The organism is Methanosarcina flavescens (assembly GCF_001304615.2).
GTDB lineage: Archaea > Halobacteriota > Methanosarcinia > Methanosarcinales > Methanosarcinaceae > Methanosarcina > Methanosarcina flavescens.
In genome coordinates this window covers 118,306-136,289 of the sequence record NZ_CP032683.1, presented here as the reverse complement: position 1 = coordinate 136,289, position 17,984 = coordinate 118,306, and the positions used below count along the sequence as shown (strand labels likewise).

General features: G+C 40.9%; 13 protein-coding genes. 5 read left to right on the top strand and 8 right to left on the bottom strand.

Annotated elements, in window-relative coordinates:
- The first annotated feature begins 703 nt into the window (after nucleotides 1-703).
- Nucleotides 704-1,222, top strand: a complete 519-nt coding sequence (locus tag AOB57_RS00515; protein WP_054300137.1) for a 4Fe-4S dicluster domain-containing protein — start codon at nucleotides 704-706, stop codon at nucleotides 1,220-1,222.
- Entirely contained in the window at nucleotides 1,219-2,982 is a 1,764-nt protein-coding gene (locus AOB57_RS00510; protein WP_054300121.1) for an aldehyde ferredoxin oxidoreductase family protein, read from the top strand. Before AOB57_RS00515 ends, AOB57_RS00510 begins: the two co-directional genes overlap by 4 nt.
- A gap of 102 nt (nucleotides 2,983-3,084) precedes the next feature.
- Here the strand turns inward: AOB57_RS00510 and AOB57_RS00505 are convergent, their stop codons facing one another.
- Both AOB57_RS00505 and AOB57_RS00500 read right to left on the bottom strand, forming a co-directional pair.
- Nucleotides 3,085-4,638, bottom strand: a complete 1,554-nt coding sequence (locus AOB57_RS00505; RefSeq protein WP_082384339.1) for a dicarboxylate/amino acid:cation symporter — start codon at nucleotides 4,636-4,638, stop codon at nucleotides 3,085-3,087.
- 524 nt (nucleotides 4,639-5,162) lie between these two features.
- Complete coding sequence (locus AOB57_RS00500; RefSeq protein WP_082384338.1) at nucleotides 5,163-5,990, bottom strand: DUF2971 domain-containing protein; 828 nt, start codon at nucleotides 5,988-5,990, stop codon at nucleotides 5,163-5,165.
- Between the two features lie 588 nt (nucleotides 5,991-6,578).
- Here AOB57_RS00500 and AOB57_RS14325 point away from each other — a divergent pair.
- Nucleotides 6,579-7,127 carry a hypothetical protein gene (locus AOB57_RS14325; RefSeq protein WP_193726271.1) on the top strand — a complete coding sequence of 183 codons (549 nt, stop codon included), beginning with the start codon at nucleotides 6,579-6,581 and terminating at the stop codon, nucleotides 7,125-7,127.
- Nucleotides 7,128-7,239: 112 nt separating this feature from the next.
- Nucleotides 7,240-7,758, top strand: coding sequence for an NUDIX domain-containing protein (locus AOB57_RS00490; RefSeq protein WP_054300119.1), 519 nt, complete (start codon nucleotides 7,240-7,242; stop codon nucleotides 7,756-7,758).
- Between the two features lie 216 nt (nucleotides 7,759-7,974).
- Here the strand turns inward: AOB57_RS00490 and AOB57_RS00485 are convergent, their stop codons facing one another.
- From AOB57_RS00485 to AOB57_RS00460, 6 genes are all read right to left on the bottom strand, one after another.
- Nucleotides 7,975-8,229 carry a hypothetical protein gene (locus AOB57_RS00485; RefSeq protein ID WP_054300118.1) on the bottom strand — a complete coding sequence of 85 codons (255 nt, stop codon included), beginning with the start codon at nucleotides 8,227-8,229 and terminating at the stop codon, nucleotides 7,975-7,977.
- Between the two features lie 235 nt (nucleotides 8,230-8,464).
- On the bottom strand, nucleotides 8,465-9,283 hold the full coding sequence (locus AOB57_RS00480; RefSeq protein WP_054300117.1) for a nitroreductase family protein: 819 nt from the start codon (nucleotides 9,281-9,283) through the stop codon (nucleotides 8,465-8,467).
- 550 nt (nucleotides 9,284-9,833) lie between these two features.
- A complete protein-coding gene (locus tag AOB57_RS00475; RefSeq protein WP_054300116.1) occupies nucleotides 9,834-12,014 on the bottom strand; it encodes a DEAD/DEAH box helicase in 2,181 nt (726 codons plus the stop codon).
- Nucleotides 12,015-12,413: 399 nt separating this feature from the next.
- Nucleotides 12,414-14,321, bottom strand: a complete 1,908-nt coding sequence (locus AOB57_RS00470) for a threonine--tRNA ligase (RefSeq protein WP_054300115.1) — start codon at nucleotides 14,319-14,321, stop codon at nucleotides 12,414-12,416.
- A 285-nt stretch (nucleotides 14,322-14,606) separates the two neighbouring features.
- Nucleotides 14,607-15,713, bottom strand: a complete 1,107-nt coding sequence (locus tag AOB57_RS00465) for an AI-2E family transporter (protein ID WP_054300114.1) — start codon at nucleotides 15,711-15,713, stop codon at nucleotides 14,607-14,609.
- Nucleotides 15,714-16,204: 491 nt separating this feature from the next.
- The gene (locus AOB57_RS00460) at nucleotides 16,205-17,113 is read right to left on the bottom strand and encodes an IS5 family transposase (RefSeq protein WP_167829489.1); all 909 of its coding nucleotides are present in this window, start codon (nucleotides 17,111-17,113) and stop codon (nucleotides 16,205-16,207) included.
- A 118-nt stretch (nucleotides 17,114-17,231) separates the two neighbouring features.
- Between AOB57_RS00460 and AOB57_RS00455 the strand changes: the two genes are divergently transcribed.
- The gene (locus tag AOB57_RS00455; protein WP_167829488.1) at nucleotides 17,232-17,933 is read left to right on the top strand and encodes a hypothetical protein; all 702 of its coding nucleotides are present in this window, start codon (nucleotides 17,232-17,234) and stop codon (nucleotides 17,931-17,933) included.
- The last annotated feature ends 51 nt before the right edge of the window (nucleotides 17,934-17,984 follow it).

Sequence of the window (17,984 nt, the reverse complement as noted above, 5' to 3'; positions counted from 1 at the left end):
GGAAGCTCGCAGGAAAACGTAAATTGCTGGTGAAAGATAAAAACCCAGAAACAAACTATTAGCTAGAATAGTTAAACCTGCACTATAAGGCTGAAATTAGCTGTAAGCCAGGGAAAATCTGAGTTTTTTAAATTAAGGAAGATTTTAAAATAATTGAAGGAACCGCAAAGAAAACCTCGGTTCCGGTTGACACAACTTTCTTTGCATCTGTGCTTCACAAGAAGCCCTGTATATTCTGGAGAAAACTTTCCATAATTCGGAAAGTCAAATTGCCGCTTCCCGAGGAATCACAATGAAGCCGAATCAGATCCAGAACAAGCTTATAAGCGTCAACAAAGTAAACAGTAAGCTGAAAGCACCGATTATCACTTTATTTTGCTGCATCATCTTGTTTTGCTGTATAGTTTCAATCTGTTGCATATTAACCTTCCAAGCGAGAGTATCTTAGATAGCTTTTTATTAAATCGTCTTACAAACCGGAACCCACTTTCCTATTACGCGAATCGAAAATAAAAACATTTCGATTCACATTAAAGTAAGTGTCTCCTTAAATGTAGCCCTAGATATCATACAGGAAAGCCTTGCCGTTTTTAGGAAACATAATGTTCCGTAAGCCTGGGACTTGATCCGCTGCGGAATTACAATACCAGATTATATAAACCGGAGATGCGTACTTCCTAAAGGAAAATCTGAGGGGGGAATAATGGCAAAAAGATTAAAGGTCGCTAATCCAGCCCGCTGCATAGGCTGCTACTCCTGTATGATGGCCTGCGCAAGGACATGGTATGATACCATATCTTTGAAAAACAGCCGGATTGATATACAGACGCGCGGTGGTATCGAAACTTCTTATGTTCAAATCGTCTGTCATGCCTGTATAGACCCTCCGTGCATGAGGGCCTGCCCAATTGGTGCGCTGTCCAAACGGAAAGGGGGAGGGGTAAACCTCAACAAAGATATTTGCGATGGCTGCGGAAACTGTATAGAAGCCTGCTTAATGGGAGCCATCCATCTAGATGCGGAAAAAAAAGCCGTAATCTGCAAACACTGTGGGGTCTGCCCGAAATTCTGTCCCCATGATGTGCTGGAGATGATTGAGGTTGAGGACAGTGGGGAAATAATAATTACTGATACAAGCCCGGCTCCGGATACAAGCCCGATCAGCCCGACTGCATCCCATAAAGACCTTTATGGGGGAAAAGAGCTTGGGGAGGAAAAATGACAACCGAAAAGTACGCTATCGAGGGGCTTAAGAATATACTCTACATTGACCTGAGCAGCCAGAGCTATCACGTTGAGGAAAGACCGGACCTTTATGAGAAATATCTGGGAGGCATAGGAGTTGCCACAAACCTCATGCTTGAAGAGTATAAAGAAGGTACGGAGCCGCTTGACCCAGAAATGCCGATTATCCTCAGTACAGGTCCGCTCTCGGGCGTTTACCCGACATGTACCAAGGCTGTTGCACTGTTCCGCTCCCCTCATAATGGAGAACTGGGAGAATCCTACGCAGGCGGTCATCTTGCCATGTCCATGCGTTATTCAGGGTACGAAACAATTGTTATCAAGGGAGCTTCAAAATATCCTGTGTATGTGGCAGTCCACGACGACAAAGTTTCCTTCAGGGACGCATCTTCCATATGGCACCTTTCCTCAGCAATTGATGTGGGGAAAATCCTGCGCGAGGTAGAACCCGGTGCAGGCAGGCGCAGCATCATCCGGATAGGACCTGCAGGAGAAATAGGGGTTACATACGCTGATGTTAATGTTGATACTTACCGCCACTTCGGGCGCCTCGGGCTTGGGGCGGTCTTTGGGGCAAAAAAACTTAAGGCTTTGCTCATCTCAGGAAACCGGGAACTGAAAAGCCCTGATCACAAAGCCTACCGGAAGACCTGCAGCCTGTTCTATGACTTAATTGTGAAAACCGAACTTACCGAGAAGTACCACAATCTGGGCACAAGCGAGAACATCCTGGTACTGAACGAGCTTAAAGGCCTGCCTACACGAAACCTGCAGGCAGCTTTCTTCGAAGGAGCTGAAACTATATCAGGAGAACTTTTTGCCGAAAAGTATCTTTTGAGACGGGTTTCCTGCGCAGGTTGTCCAATCGGTTGCGTCCATATAGCCATGCTGAAACGGGCTTTCTCAAAAGCCCATGAGTATGAAGCTTTAAACATTTCCTATGATTTCGAATTGATTTATGCCCTGGGCTCAAATCTGGGAGTAGCCGATCCTGAAGCCGTGCTTGAGCTTATTGAAGCCTGTGAAAAGGCAGGTGTTGATATTATTAGCATGGGAGTCGTACTCGCCTGGGCTACGGAGATGCAGCAGCGTGGGAAGATTTCAACCGATGAGACTATGGGGCTTGAACTCTCCTGGGGGAATAAAGGTGCATATCTCAGGGCAATAGACCTTTTAGTCAAGGCTCCAAATGACTTTTACAGAGCTCTCGGGAAGGGAGTAGTCTATGCTTCAAAAAAGTATGGGGGAGAAGATTTTGCAGTCCAGCTCGGGGGTCTGGAAATTCCTGGCTACCATACAGGGCTTGGAAATATTGTGGGGCTTGCTGTAGGCTTTCGGCACTCCCATCTTGACAATGCGGGATATGGTGCAGATCAGAAAGCCTTTAACCATCCAATGTCGGATGAGGAAATTATAGATACCATAATTGAAGAAGAAGACCGCAGAAGTATCCTTAACTGTCTTGTTCCCTGCCTTTTTGGGAGGAATGTTTACACATACGAAAACGTGATCCTGGCTCTTAAGTCCATAGGAATAGATCGAACCGAAGAAGAATTGAAAGCTCTGAGCAAGGACATTTTCAGGAAAAAATATGAACTGAAGAAGAAATTCGGTTTCAAATTCAAAAATCTTACTCTCCCGAAAAGGTTTTTTGAAACACCCTCGACTACAGGGATAATTGAGGAAGAAAGGGTCAGGCAGGCATTAAAGATGTACAGGGAAAAGAGAGGGGTGTGAGTTAAGAAATCTTATAAATGACTATTTAACTATTTATTGGGATGCCTTCGGTAAAGAAAACACAATGGTATTGTGAATGGAAAGTGAGCATATGGACTGAATTCAAACGTTAGAACTTTCGAGTGCTGCATGCTCACTGTTTACTGAAGCCTTTTCTTCTTTTTTGCCTTCTGAAGCCTTTTGTGCCCTGGCAGATATTTCTTCTTGTGATTTTTCTGTTTTTTCTCCGAGCAACCGGTCCATAACCTTACAGGTTACAAGGTCTCCAGCTACATTTACTGCAGTCCTGCTCATGTCAAGAATTCTGTCCACTCCAATTATGAGCGCTATCCCGCTTGCAGGGATTCCGACACTCTCAAGGATCATAGCAAGGACGACAATTCCTACGCCAGGGATAGAAGGAGTCCCTATGGAAGCCGCAACAGCCATAATAAGCACGATAAGGAGCTGGAGAGGCCCGAGGTTTATGCCGAAGACATCGGCCAGAAAGACTGTTGCTACGCCCTGATAAAGCGCAGTCCCGTTCATATTCACGGTTGCACCAAGAGGGATTACGAACTGGGAAATTGAAGGCCTTACTCCCAGCTTTTCCTCTGCGGTTTTTAGAGTCACGGGCATAACCGCAGCAGAACTTGAAGTCGAAAAGGCAAGAAGCAGGACATCACGGATAGCCTTGAGAAATTTGAAAGGATTGTACCTGGCAACAAGAGTGATGATTAGCAGATTAAAGCACATAAGGAGCAGCAGGCTTGCAAGCACTGTGCCGATGTATATAGCCATCCCCATTAGGGCGTCTATCCCGAGCTTGATTGTGAACTTGGTAAGGAGCCCGAAAACGGCAATAGGAGCAAGCGACATACTCCATTTGACCACAGTCATGCAAATAGCCTGCACTGAATTCAGAAAGCTGACCATAGGGGTGGATTGGCTTTTTTCCAGAGAAACAAGGGCTATACCTATAATGGTTGCAATAATGACAACCTGAAGCATCTCTCCATTAACCATGGCACCGAGAGGGTTTGTAGGAAGGAGCCCTCCAACAAGCGAAGAAGGGAGAGTAAGAATAGAAGCGTCAAAAGTCATATTGGCAGACATCGCCTGAACCTTTCCTCCAAGCGCACTTTCAATAAGATCTCCGCTTATGTATTTTCCGGGCTGGATGTAAAGTGCCATCCCAAGTCCTATTGCCGTTGCAATTGCCGTGGTCACTGCAAAGTAGACGGCTGTAAAGAACCCTGTCTTTTTTAACTCGCTAAGGCTCTGGCTTGAGGCTACCCCTAGGATAATCGATGCAAAAACAAGAGGAACAACAATCATCTTCAGGAGCCCGAGGAAGATATAGCCGGGAAGAGCAATCCATTCTCCTATAATTTCCGCAGACACAGGATCGATATATCCTCCAAAGGGTCCCAGAAAAAGTCCGAAAAGTACCCCAAGTCCCATACCTATCAGGATTTTCAGCCAGAGTCTCTTTTCAAGTAAATCAATCAGGTTGCGGCTCAGGCTTTTAAGGGAATCATTTCTCCTCAAGTCCAGAGGATAATATATACGCGTGATCCCCTCAACAATTTCCTGGCGGAGCTGCCTGGTTTCTTCTGTTATTTCGCTGGCAAACTCCCTGGGGTTAGGAATATAACGGTTATTTTTATCTTTCATGGAATCACAGGGAAAATTGTAATAAAGCAGTTTATATGGAGTATAAAGTTATAGAGAATTTGTAATTGTAGCCTGCATTGAATCGTAGGAAATTTTAGGTTGTAATAAGATTCAGGTATGCAGTTCTTTTTCGAGAAATTTAGTTAACGTATATTACTTGTTCACTGATTATATAAAAATTTAGGAAAAATATGTTAAAATATTTATCTTGTGCAACGCTCTTATTAAAGCACATAGTTGGATTTCATTGACTTTATAGAGGCAAGTTTTTATAAACCGCTATGCTTACTTTTAAAAACTGGAAAGCCCACGATGACAATGGATGCCTCGACTATTAATTCTTGGAATTAAGTTAAAAGTTTCTCATATTTTGACCGTTAAATGAGAAAAGTTGAGCCAGAAAAGCCAGTATGAGAGTTCTATAAGCAGATTGACAACACGGTGAAGATATTTATCCACTCTTTAGGGTTATATGATAGAAATGAAAATGAAATTTTTCTGACTAATAGGGCTGCATGTAATAACTATGACCTGTAACTTGACTTTGATTTTTCTATTTTTATTTCAGATGAAGTATGAGGTAAATTTTGTTCTAAAAAAAGTCTCAAACTGCCTGGGTTTACTTTACAATTTGGTCCCAGGATAATCTCTTTGATTGGAGGGTAATCAGTTTTAATATCTATTGGTAATTCCACAAAAGAAATTAAATCGTCTTGAGTAACTCGGTATTCAAATATATCTGGTTCTGCGGCAATTCTATCAAAACCATGAACTAATCTAACTTCTTTCTCTTCAGAAAAAGTTTCATTTTTAAATATTACCCTATATTTTAAAAGTACACTAGCAAGCACAATTTCTTGAAAATAATTTTTATTTCCTTTATTGATATAAAAATCTTCCAAAGCTTTTAAATTGTCTGCTCTTATTGTAGAAAACAGATTCCTTAACAATTTTTCTTGTTCTTCATATCGATAGATTACATCAAATATCTCAAATTCCTTGTTATCGAGTTCTTTTATTGATTCAAAATATCTCCTGTCAAACCCTATTGAGATGCCCTTCCCATCATTTGCATAAGCTCTCCATTGACTCAGTAAATCTCCTTTTTTAGAAAAGCAAGCTATATGTGGCCTAAAATAAGTTTCCAACCATCGTTGATAACTTCCCTGAATTGCGTGTACAAATTCAGATTTAAGAAGATTGGTCATAGATTTTTCCATAACGGAAAAAATACACTCTAACTCAATGTAATCATTTGTTTTGTAGGCATCGGATAATCTGATGTTTTTGTTTGTAATGATTCCAAAGAATGAATCCATGCTACAATAGTGGTAAATTATGTTATTTTTCATACTATTGCTATAAGAATCAAAAGTATCTATAAATTATCAATTTATTTCTCTCATAACAACGGAGGATAGAAGATAATTGCGAGAATTGGCAGAAAAACATATAGTTATTTATTCAAAAGTAATTAATAGTTTTTAGAGTACTAATAAATTTTATTTTAACTCAATGCATTAGCAGGTGAGACCATAAGCAATATTCTAAAATACGGACTTTTTCTGATTGTTGCTCTTTCTTTACTGACATCAAATGCGGTAGTACTGTCCGGTCCTTCAGATGAAAGTATCAAACTCGAAAATAATGATTCCTCTCAGGCTGGAATCAAAACCGAGAACAGAAGCCGTGAACCCATTGATATTAACATATGTATAGACTTTATACTATACGATCACGAAGAATTAATAGAATACTCCGACACAATTTTAATAGGTACCGTTAAAGAGATACTTCCATCCAGATGGAATACCAAAGATGGGAAACATCCTGGTAAACCAGCTGCTGAACTTGACTATTTTGACGACACCATCTACACTGACATCGTTATAAGTGTTGATGAATACCTTAAAAACCCGTTACCATCCAGAGAGGTTATTGTGAGAGTTGTGGGCGGGACTGTTGGAAGAGTTAGTATAACTACAGATGCTGACCCAAAATTCAATAATTCAGAAAAGGTTTTGCTTTATCTGTGTAATGATACTAGCCCTGCTACAAAGGATATTGGCCCTGAACATTTCGTTGTCACGAATTTTTACCAGGGAAAATATACATTAACCGATGATGAGAGAGCCATAACACCTGATGAGAACATCACTCTGAGCGAGTTGCTGAGTACGATTAGTCAGACCAACAATAAGGCAAATGATACTGAAATATCAAATAGTACAGAAATATCAAATAACTCCGAAGTATCAAATAGTGAAGAAATATCAAATAACTCCGAAGTATCAAATAGTGAAGAAATATCAAATAACTCCGAAGTATCAAATAGTGAAGAAATATCAAATAGTACAGAAAATACAGCCAAACAGGAAGTAAATTCAAGTTCCACACTGGAATCAGAAAATGTCCCGTTTATAAGCTCTTTCTGGGCACTTACAGGCTTGTTTGGGGCATTTCTGATTGTAAGACACAGACATCAATAAATCATTTGATCTTATTAAACGGCTAGTGGTTGTTCCGCTTCATTTAGAAGGAAGCACTATTAGTTTACTATAAAATCTGAAGATCAAAGCAGTCTGCAGAGGAAGTAGAAAAGTGAGTGTTTATAGTTATGGCATTCTTTTGTTCAGGTTCAGGAATGAGAGACTCGAAGTAATGCTGGTTCATCCAGGTGGGCCATTCTGGACAAAAAAAGACGAAGGAGCATGGTCAATACCTAAAGGGCTGCCCGAGGGGCATGAGACTCCCCTTGACACAGCAAAGAGAGAGTTTAAAGAAGAAACAGGTTTTGAGGTTGACGGAGAGTTCATTGATCTGGGAGAGTTAAACCAGCCAAGCAAGAAGATAGTGCACGTATGGGCTCTTGAAAGAGATCTGGATGTAACAAGTGTTGTAAGTAATACATTTAAGCTTGAGTGGCCAAAAAACTCCGGGAAAATACAGGAGTTTCCCGAAGTCGACAAAGCAGGCTGGTTTGATATCGAGCTGGCCAGGAAGAAAATCCGAAAAGGACAGATAGGTTTTATTGACAGACTTATGAGTGCTATAGATTACTCTCCGAAGGAAGACCACCCGGACAGGGGAAAGAGATACAGGCGAACTACATTATTTTAAACATTGAGCGAATGAAACGCCATCAGTAATGTTTCCTACTAGTTTCAGTTTCCTACTAGTTTCAGTTTCATAATAGTTTCAGTTTCATAATAGTTTCAGTTTCATAATAGTTTCAACTTCATGATAGCTTCAAATCTAATGTTAGTTTGCCGCATGTAAATTAAAATGGACTGTCGGTTGTGAATTAAAATATAGATTGAAGAGAATAAGAACAGTTTATCTACGCTTTACTGCTTTCCGTGCCGTTTTTTGTGCTGATTTCTGAGCGGCTTTCTGTGCTGCACGTTCGGCTTTGCCTTTTGGTGCCTTCTTTGCATTCTGTGCTTTTTGTGATTTAATTTTGTCAATAATTGAGGTTTTTGACGGTGAAGGTGTTTTTATTCTTTCTCTTCTTGCATCATCTCTAGCTTTTTTAGATTCCATTCTGGTTTCGGCTTCTTTTTTACCAAAGATCTTTTTCAATATGTCCATTATATGAACCTCTTTTATTTCTTTATAATATTATTTCATGTTAATTAACTCATTCCCTAAAACATAAGAAAGATAATAATAAGAAAGATAATAATAAGAAAGATAATAATAAGAAAGATAATAAGAAAGACTAAATAGTTCCTAAAACGTTTAAAAACCCCTAAAAACTCTTAAAAGCTTTTCAAAAGCTTTTATAGTTTCTTAAAACCGTTAAATCCTCTCAAATCTAAGGATCTTACTGCCATGTGACCTTAAGAGGTTTCCTGCGAGGGATTCCATGTGCTTTGTACTGTGGGTAGCCGAACATCATTGCATAGGCAAATTTTCTTCCTGCGGGCAGGCCGAGTTCTTTCTGGAGAGGCTCATAAAAGGTGGCTGCCGCTGCGACAAAGCCAGCCCAGCACGTTCCGATTCCGAATGCTGGCGCAGCTATATCAAAATGGGTAAGGGCGATAATGGCATCAACAGGTGAAATCGGGCTTTCCTCTGGGATATGGGCAAAAAGCAGGTGTGGGGCACCCCGGCAGATGACATCGTTACCATGCTCCCATGCCGAAATAAGTACTGGCACGTAGCCACTCATGGGATTCGGGGTATTTTCCAGGCTCTTCATCCATTCAATGGTTAGTTCGGCAACTTTCCTGACTTTTTCCGGATCATGGATAACCAGCCACTCGACAGGCTGACTGTTGGTTCCCGATGCGGCGTAGCGGGCAATATCGAGCACCTCGAGGATTTTTTCCCTTGGCACGGGCTCTGAAGTATAATGCCGCACAGACCTGCGTCTTTTAAGATAAAACCCTATGTCTTCCGCGGAAATTATACCGGCATCGACTGGCAGGGAAACCTTCTCCTCAGGACGGAAATTCAAAGTGAGAGCCCGGGAAGGGCAAAAAGCTTCACAGTGCCCGCAGTACATACAGTGAGAAGCATATTCATCCTGTACCTGCGGGAGATGATCCTCATCAACCGGACCTATAATGCCCGATGGACAAATCTTTACACAAATACCGCAACGCGTGCAGCTATTCTCATCGACGATAATTTGAGCCATTAGTATCAGAACCTGTTAAGAACGACTATTTAGACAGCCAGGACTTATTATTTCCTTTTTCTTTGCCTGTGGAATATATTGATTTGATAATTGCATGGACGAAGGATACAATGATTACTTAATTTCTTATTTTTATTCCGTGAAAGTACATTTTACATATATTCCACCAGTCAAGTTCTTAAGTCTGGAAAGACCTCCTCACATAAAAAATTTACCATCTGTTCTTTGATGCCAAATTTAAATGATATTGGCTATGAAGGTGTTACATTTAATGGAATATTGCGCTCAAGAGAACTAGATGCAAGTGTTTTTAACAATATAACATTATTCACTGTATCACGCCGATCTGCACCTTCTTTTTTTTGAATGGTTGCCAGACAAGCTGGCGGAAGCATATATTACCATTAGATTAAAAAGCGATTTACAGGTCAAATAAATTACTTATCAGACCGGCGAGCCGATTTCAGTTCTGCAAGGAAGCAAAAGAGAAAATAAAATTCCAGCAATATGTGTTGCTGGATACTCTCAAGTATTAATCAAGGACCGCCGATTACTTCTGCCTTATGATATTCTTGACCCGCCTGTCCCATTCCGTAGATTCAAAAAGCTCCTTCAGTTCCGGAGAATCTTCGATAAAGCAGAAACCCCAGTAAACCGCAGGCAGAAGCTCCCGTTTCCACTGTTCTTTTTTCTTCTTGTCAAGGAACTGGTAGGTTTCCGAAGATGAGAGGCGGCTTACAAAGCCTAGCACTTTTACAAGCTCAGGGATGGTTTTCTGCGCCGAACCGAGTTTCAGGCATTTGAGCCTGTGGCTGTCTATTTTCCGGAAGTCGGGCTCAAAACCCATGGTTTTTAAGATCCGGTTCTTCTCTGGCAATGAGAGGTGTCCTCCTTCGTACTTAAGGGAGTTCAGAGCCTGGAGTTTAAGCAGCCATTCGACTTCACCGAAAACCTTAGGTTTGTGCTGCCTTGAGACATCCCCAAGCCTGCGGTCTTCATAGGCCTCCCGCTTGAGCTTATTAATATTGGCTGAAAGCTCTGCTAACTCTTCTGCATCCCTGAGTTCCCTGACCCGGAATTTCAGAGCAGCCCGCATGAGTTCTCTTTTTTCCCGTTCAAAAGCCCCGACATCCTTCTCCTCTGTCAGTGCAAGCAAGCGTGAGAAATATTTTGCCCGAATGGCAGTTGGAGGAAGCCTTACAGGGACTTCCGTAACCTTAGCACCTTTTCCCTTTCCACGGAGCCCGAGTTCCACCTTCTTAATCTCGATCTTCCCTTCCTCGATTGCCCTGGCTGCATCCCCTTCGGAGAAAAGCTCTTCAAGGCGGATCTCAGGCTGGAGCATCTGAACCTGGTCAACCTTCTCCCCGGAGAAAACACCTTCCCCAAAACGCTGGTAGAGAGAATCAATACTGTCCGAAATCTCAAAGATGTTGCCCTGCTGCTTTCCTGATATGGGGGAAAGTCTTGTCACCCTTCCTACCTGCTGTTCAAAGAGACGCATGCTCAGGGTGGGGCGCAGCAAAATAAGAGTTTCCAGTCCCGGAAAATCAAAACCTTCAATCAGCATGCCGACTGTACACAGTACATAGGGAGGCTTTCCCATCTCCCTGAAAGCTGCAAGAATAGTATTCTGTTCATCCTTGGGCAGCTCGGAGCTTATAAAAACAGCGTCCCGGAACTTCCCTTCAGAAGTATAGTTCTTAAAATCTACAGGTAGAACAGGTTCTATATCTTTCTCGAATTTCTTGGCCGAAATATCCCCATTGAAAATCGAAGAGGCAAGCTTTGCATGGAAAGCATTAATTTCTTTATCGTCTCCCCCTGCGCCATAGACGCGTTTCCTGACAGGGGCACAAAAGACAAGCGTTTTTGCATGCCTTTGTATTACCATGGAATCATACACATCTTTTGCAAGCTGAGTTCTTCTGATTACCTTTTTCAATCGGTCGGGAGTGCTGCAATCAAGGAATAGGTCCTGTTTATCAAGCTCGCCAAGTCCTTTTTCAAAGTCAAAAATCTCAAATATATCTTCCGAGCTCTCAGCAATCGTATATTTAAGGGGTGCAAGTTCATTGTCTAGGATGCACTCAGGAAGGGTTTTTGCGTATATCTCCCTCATGTCCCCTGCAATTTCATCCACGAATTTGACGTTCCCGACAACACCCTGGAACGGGGTTGCGGTCATTCCCAGAATTTTTGTCCTTTCCCCGAACTCATTGAGAAAATCATTTCCCCGGTTATTTATGAAATTATGGATCTCATCTACAATAACAAGATCAGTAAATTTAAGAATCAGGTCTTTAATCTCAGCGCTCTGCTTCCCGAGTACAGTTTGCAGAGAGGCAAAAAGTACGAAACCTTCGCCCTTTTTCTGACCCAGGGCTCTCAAAGTAGCAGCAAGTTCTTTTCTGTCCACCCTTCGTTCGGAGGACAGAAGGGCGCTGTTGGGAAAAAGAGGCTGATTTTTCTTCCTGTTGTAATAAGTCTGGCTAAGAAGAAGGTTATTTTTCGAGACAAGGAAAAGCACAAATTTTCCCTCATCATAGTACTTTTTCATTATATGCTTCGAAAGAAAGGTCTTACCCCAGCCTGTAGGAACCTTGATATAGCCGCTCTGATTGGTTTCAAAATATTTCAGAATATCCTCGAAGATTTTCTTTTTATCTTCCCTCAGGGGTTCAAGCTCGACGGTTTCCGTACGTGCTGGAATTTCATTTAAACTCGTCATCAGTACGCTGTCCTTATACTTTTCACTGTATAAACTTTTTAATGTTTATTCAAAACCAGAAAGTGCCTTACAAAAAGGTTTCTGGGAAACTGGTATAGCCATGCAACAGGAAATGTTGCATGTAGTGTAAACCTTATAAGAAGTAACTCCCCGTAACTTACAAATAATTGGTAAAAATTTCAGTCCAGAAAACTTGAGTCAGGATCATTTCGTCCAGAAGCGAAGAAGAATAACCCTAGAACTGCTTTTATTCAAAAGGAATCCCTTTTCACTAATAAGAATTACGTCAATATATATGTTATGCCGAAAAGGCCAGAAGGAAGAAGCAAATAAGGAATTTTGCTTCCTCGATGGTCTCCAGGTAACCCTTTTTAGATAATTTATTGAGTTTTAAAGCATTTAGAAGAACTTCGGTCTTAAAGAGAGACACTTTGCAAGCGGCAGTTTTCGGTACGGTTTTCCTACAATCTCGCCTCTGACCCTCATGTTGAGTTCTTCCGGAGTAATCTGCACTTTTTTCGGCTTATCCTGTGCAGACTCGGCTCGGATGGTTACGTTAATGCTGCCTTCCTCGATTTCTTTATCTCCAATGACCACCACGTAAGGAATCCATTCCCTGCCTGCATCCCTGACTTTCTTGCCTACTGACAGGTCGCGGTCGTCAATATCAACCCTGCAGTCCAGTTTTTGTGAAACCTCTTCAGCAAAGGCAGTGTGTTTTTCTGAAATCGGCACAATCCTTACCTGGGTAGGAGAAAGCCAGACAGGCAACATGGGAACCTTTCCTTTTTCAGTTTCCATTGCAGCCTTTTCAAGAAGAGCGTAAATACAGCGCTCGATTGCCCCGCTGGGAGAGCAGTGAAGCACGATGGGTCGTTCCAGTTTGCCATCCGGGTTTACATAGGAAATATCGTACCTCTCTGCGTTTTCAACATCAATCTGAACCGTGGAAAGTGCACTTGCCTTTGCAAGGGCATCTACGAAGTTAAATTCAAACTTGAGCACGAAGTAGAAGAAGCGGGTATCCCACATCTCAACAAGCACGGGTTTATTGACCGTTTTTGCCATATTGACTACAAGCTCTTTATTCGACTCATAAAAGTCTCTGGTAAAGCGGATAGCAACCTCGTAATCATTAATATGGATTCCAATATTTTCAAGCACATCGATACAGAGGTCATATTGCTGCTTAAACTGGTCCACAGCCTGGTCCATATCTGCGCAGAGAGTATGCATATCAGGCATGGTGAAAGCTCGAAGCCTTCTCAAGCCCACAAGTTCTCCCCGCTGTTCCTTCCTGAAACTGTAGCGGGTCATTTCAATCATCCGAAGAGGCAGGTTCTTGTAGGAAATTGTCATGTCGTGATTCATAAGGAACTGCCCGAAACAGGCTGCAAAACGCAGAAACATTTGCCGTTTGTCGGACTCGATGGAGTACTGTCTTGCAGGGAATCTGTCAAGATATTTTTTCAGGGTTGGGTGGTTCATATCGTACATGAGAGGAGTTTCGACTTCCATTGCCCCGAAATCGGTTGCGACATCAAGCACATAGTTCTCAAGGAGGGATTTTACAAGCCTGCCTTTGGGATAATAGCGCATATTTCCGGAGTCAGACCCAGGCTCGTAATCTGCAAGCTCAAGTCTCCGCATAAGCTCCACATGGGGAGGAGCACGTTCAACAGCCCTGCTCTTGGAAATTTCGTAGTTTACGAACTGCTGAAGTTTGGGGTAAGGAGAAAGGTCAAAATTCTCAACTTCATGAAGTTCTCCATCAGGAGTGAGGATACGCCAGTAAGATTTTGCCGTACTTTCGGCTTTGAGAGCTTCGGAAACAACCTCTTCCTTTTCTCCGGTTTCTTCTACCTTGTCTGCCGGCTTTGCCGTCGCCTCAGGGCGGATGCTTCTGGAAAGCTCGGAAAGCGGATGCCCTTTACAGCTTATACTGAAAGCCTTATACCATCCGAAGGGAGCACGTTTAACCTCATACTTACCTGAGAGCGCAGTCTCGATTCTTTTAAGGACCTGTACTGCAACCTTGGGAGAGGAAAGATCCGAACTTAAGTGAGCATAAGGATAAAGCATTATACGGTTGGTTTTGACCTGGGCTGCTACCTTCTCGATTTCGGAAACCGTTTTTTCTATGGTTTCCTCAAGATTTGCCTCGTCTACACTTTCCACAGCCATAAAAGCGGTAAGTGCTTCCTCAAGCCTGCCGGACTTTAAGGCTTCTTCGATTTTTTCAGCAACTGGAGTTTGTTTTTTGGTTTCGTATTCAATATAATCAGAGTGAATGAGCAATAACTGCATTCTATCACCTGTTTTCACAATGGGATTTTATCCCGAATTAACTTCGGTCTGGAATTCTGTACCGGACTGCTTCGGTTTTGAATCAAACAATTAATTTATTCAAGACGGTTTGCAGTATGTACCCGTCAGTAGAGCTCGATTAAATGGAGTAAAGAAGAATATATGACAGTCCTAATATCCTTCAACGATATAAAACAATCCCTTTCGATTGATATTTTCATATCGTACAGACTTTTATGTCTCAGACCTTCTTCGGATTACTTATATAGCCTGATTTTCTGGAAGTTACTTCTCTGAGCCAGCACTGCAATGGTATCCAACGTTTTTAACGTCGAGGTTAGCCTCTACAAGTTCGGGATGGATTTGCTCCTGATAAACCCTGTAAGCTGCAACCAGAGCTCCCAGAAGAATAGGAGCTGCAAAAAAGCCAGCAATTCCTCCGACAAAAGCTCCGCCAAGGAAAGCAAGCATGAGCAGCATAGGATGAATCCGCGATTTCAGGCTGGTCAGGTAAGGTCTTAGAATCAGTTCCGGAGGGCCGTAGATTATGATGGAAGAGACTAAAAAGAAAAACGCTGCACTCTCAAACCCGAGCTCCAGGTACCGCATTAAAGCAAGAGGTATAAGTACCATGTATCCGGCAAAAAGAGGAATTATCGAAGCTATGAAGACCAGGGTTGCAAGGGCCAGTACATGGGAAAACCCAAATGCGTAGAAAACAAGAACCGAGGTCACACTTACTATCAGAGCAGAGTAAGCATTGCCAACGAAAATTCCTTTAAGGATCATATCGAGATGACCTGCGTAACGGTTTACTATTTCCTTGTATTCTTGCGGTATCACGCCAAGAAAAGCGCAGTAAAGCCGGTCTCCGTCTGCAAGTATAAAATAGCAGAAGATGATCGAAATTATAAAATTGATGACAAAAAGTCCGATACTCTGTGCATATGAAAGAAGCCCTATGCTGCCCACCGCAGGGAGCAGCGAGGTAAAGAGATCCCAGATAGCAGTATTAATTCTTACCAATATATCTCTGGGAATATTCAGGGAATTTACAAAATTTAGAATTGCTGCCGCAACTGCTGTCTGATGCTCAATAACCCAGGAGATCTGGTTAAGAATCTCAACAATGCCTGCCCCAACAATGAATACTATAGGAATGAATATGCACAGGCTGGCTATGAGAGCCCCGATTTTTCTATACTTTCTGAATTTTATCTGGATAGGCCTGGCAATGTAAGCAAAGACTATGCCCAGTACAATTCCGTCTGCAAGGGGCAGCAGGATTAGAAAAGCGAAGTATAGAAGCAGGGCTACCGCCAGGGCTGCTCCGATTTTCCACTTACTAGCGATTAACTGGCTTACTCCGTCAGGGGTTTGATTGAATTTCATTCTTCAATTCCTTATATAGATAAATAATAACAGGTTAGCAAATTTAAATTTAACTAGCAGAATTATGTCTAATATATATCATAAGTAATAAAAATATAAATATTTAGGCTAATTCGAAAATGCAATATCTAAATATAATTAGAAACTATTTAAAAATATCATAGCAATGGAAAATCCGAACTTTTGATTTTCCATACCTTTAACTTCTGGTTCAGGTCAGGTACGAGTTTGTCAAAGCATCGGGTCACCACACAGATTCAGGGTAACTATCCTGCAGATAAAGATGCCTGCAAGAGCCCACTTCTACCCACATGGGTAATTGATAGATGGTTTACTATATAATATTTTTTTCAATAGTTAATACTTTAAACCTTCATTCCTCAGTATTAACTCACAAAATATCTATAATAAGTATACTCTATTCTATACTACTTTAAAGCAAAAGAAAACGGTAATGCATATGAATTTTATTAGCCGAGTCATCTTAAAAATTAAGAATATAATGGCTCTGTAGAAATCCTTAATTTAATCCATAATAATTGTATTACTTTTTTGTTTATATTATAGACTATTAGTTTAACTTTTACTTCTTTTACTTGATTTCTAACCTTTCTTGCTCTTAATGTTTCTCCAAATTTTCTTTTTACAACAGATATTATTGTCTCTACTATATTCCTTCTATTGTATTTGATCTTATCAAAGTCTTTGTTTAATTGTTTTCTATATTTTCCGTTTATTCTCTTTCTTTTTCTTTCTCTCAAAGGTACTATTGAATCTGCTTTTATCTCTTCTCTTATTAGAGTATGAATTTCTTCGGAATCATATCCTTTATCCATCACATAACATTGAGACTTTCTTGACTTGTTTGATTGTCTTATCAGAGTCTTTGCATGCTTGACATCATGATCTGTTTTTTGGCTAATTTTCCATCCTAATATTACTTTTTTAATAGTGTCTACTGATATTGAAGTTTTAAGGAAGCTCCTTCGGAGCTTCCCTGTTCTCTTAGAATAATAATGACTTGCATAAGAACTCGTAAATCCTGTTGCATCAATTGCCGTAATGAGAACTTTTTCTCCATGTGAGTAAAATAGTTTTAGAGTTTTTGACAAAATTAGGTTAAACAATGAAGAGGGAATTCTGGACACAAACTTTTGAAGAGTAGTGTAATGAGGAACCTTATCAAGGTCAAGTTTTTCCTTTATATTGTTCATGAGGTCAACAAGTTCTACAAAGTCACGGTAGTCTGTACTTATATACTCCTTCAATAAAACAAGAACAAGAAGCTGATGTTGAGTATAAACACGTTTGGAATATTTGCAGGAGTAAAGGTTCAGTCTGGAAGACTGAACCGTTTTAAGACTGAGATCAATAAATTTAATATACTTATTTGATGACAATAGCAATTGCTCCTTTGTTTTTTGTGGGGACAAAAAAATTAAGGAGCATTTTTACAATTTTATTTTTATAATTTTTGGGTAAAAACAGAATTTAGAGGATTTCTACAGAGCCAATATAATGCCTTTAGAAGCTCTTCTTTTTGTTTTACAACATATATGGCTTGCTGTTTTTGTTTTAACATTGGGCATATCGATAGGGTCAGGAATTATCTTTGGTCTAGACATAGTCGCCCTGGTGATGACACTAGTATTGTTTGTTCTGTTTTTCGTACCGATAGTCTCTATTGGACAGAATATTGTCCAGAACAGGAAGGATGTCAGAAAAGTTTTGTGCTGTGTACCTTTATTAATTGCTGGCGCGTATCAGACCATGTCAGCTGCGGTCGGATATACTGAAGTTATGCTCTATGAATTTCATCCGGACTCTTTGATTTATACTTTGCTGCTTCCGATTCAGAGGCTAGCGGAAACTGCAATCTACCCTATAACTGACAAAATATTCTATATGGGTTTTCCGTATAGCCAGTTGCCCGGCCTCGTAATCTATAATGTCATTTTTCCGATCAGTTTGCTTATTTACTTATTGCCTTCAATAGATTATGACAGGGCAAAGATCACAAAAGAGATGAAACTAATTGCTTTGTTACAACTTCTTTGTGTTGATATTCCAGTAATTGTGCAGACAGTTAAGATGAGGCTAGGATTAATCGATGAGCTTATGATTCAATTTTTCTGGCTTGAGATAGTCTCAAACATACAACTAATGGGAGTCTTTCTGTTGATGCCTGCGCTGAGTATCTTATATAATACACTATCATAGGGTGGCTAGATAGAGCAGTTAGAATTTCCACGGAAAAATTCTAAGATGAGT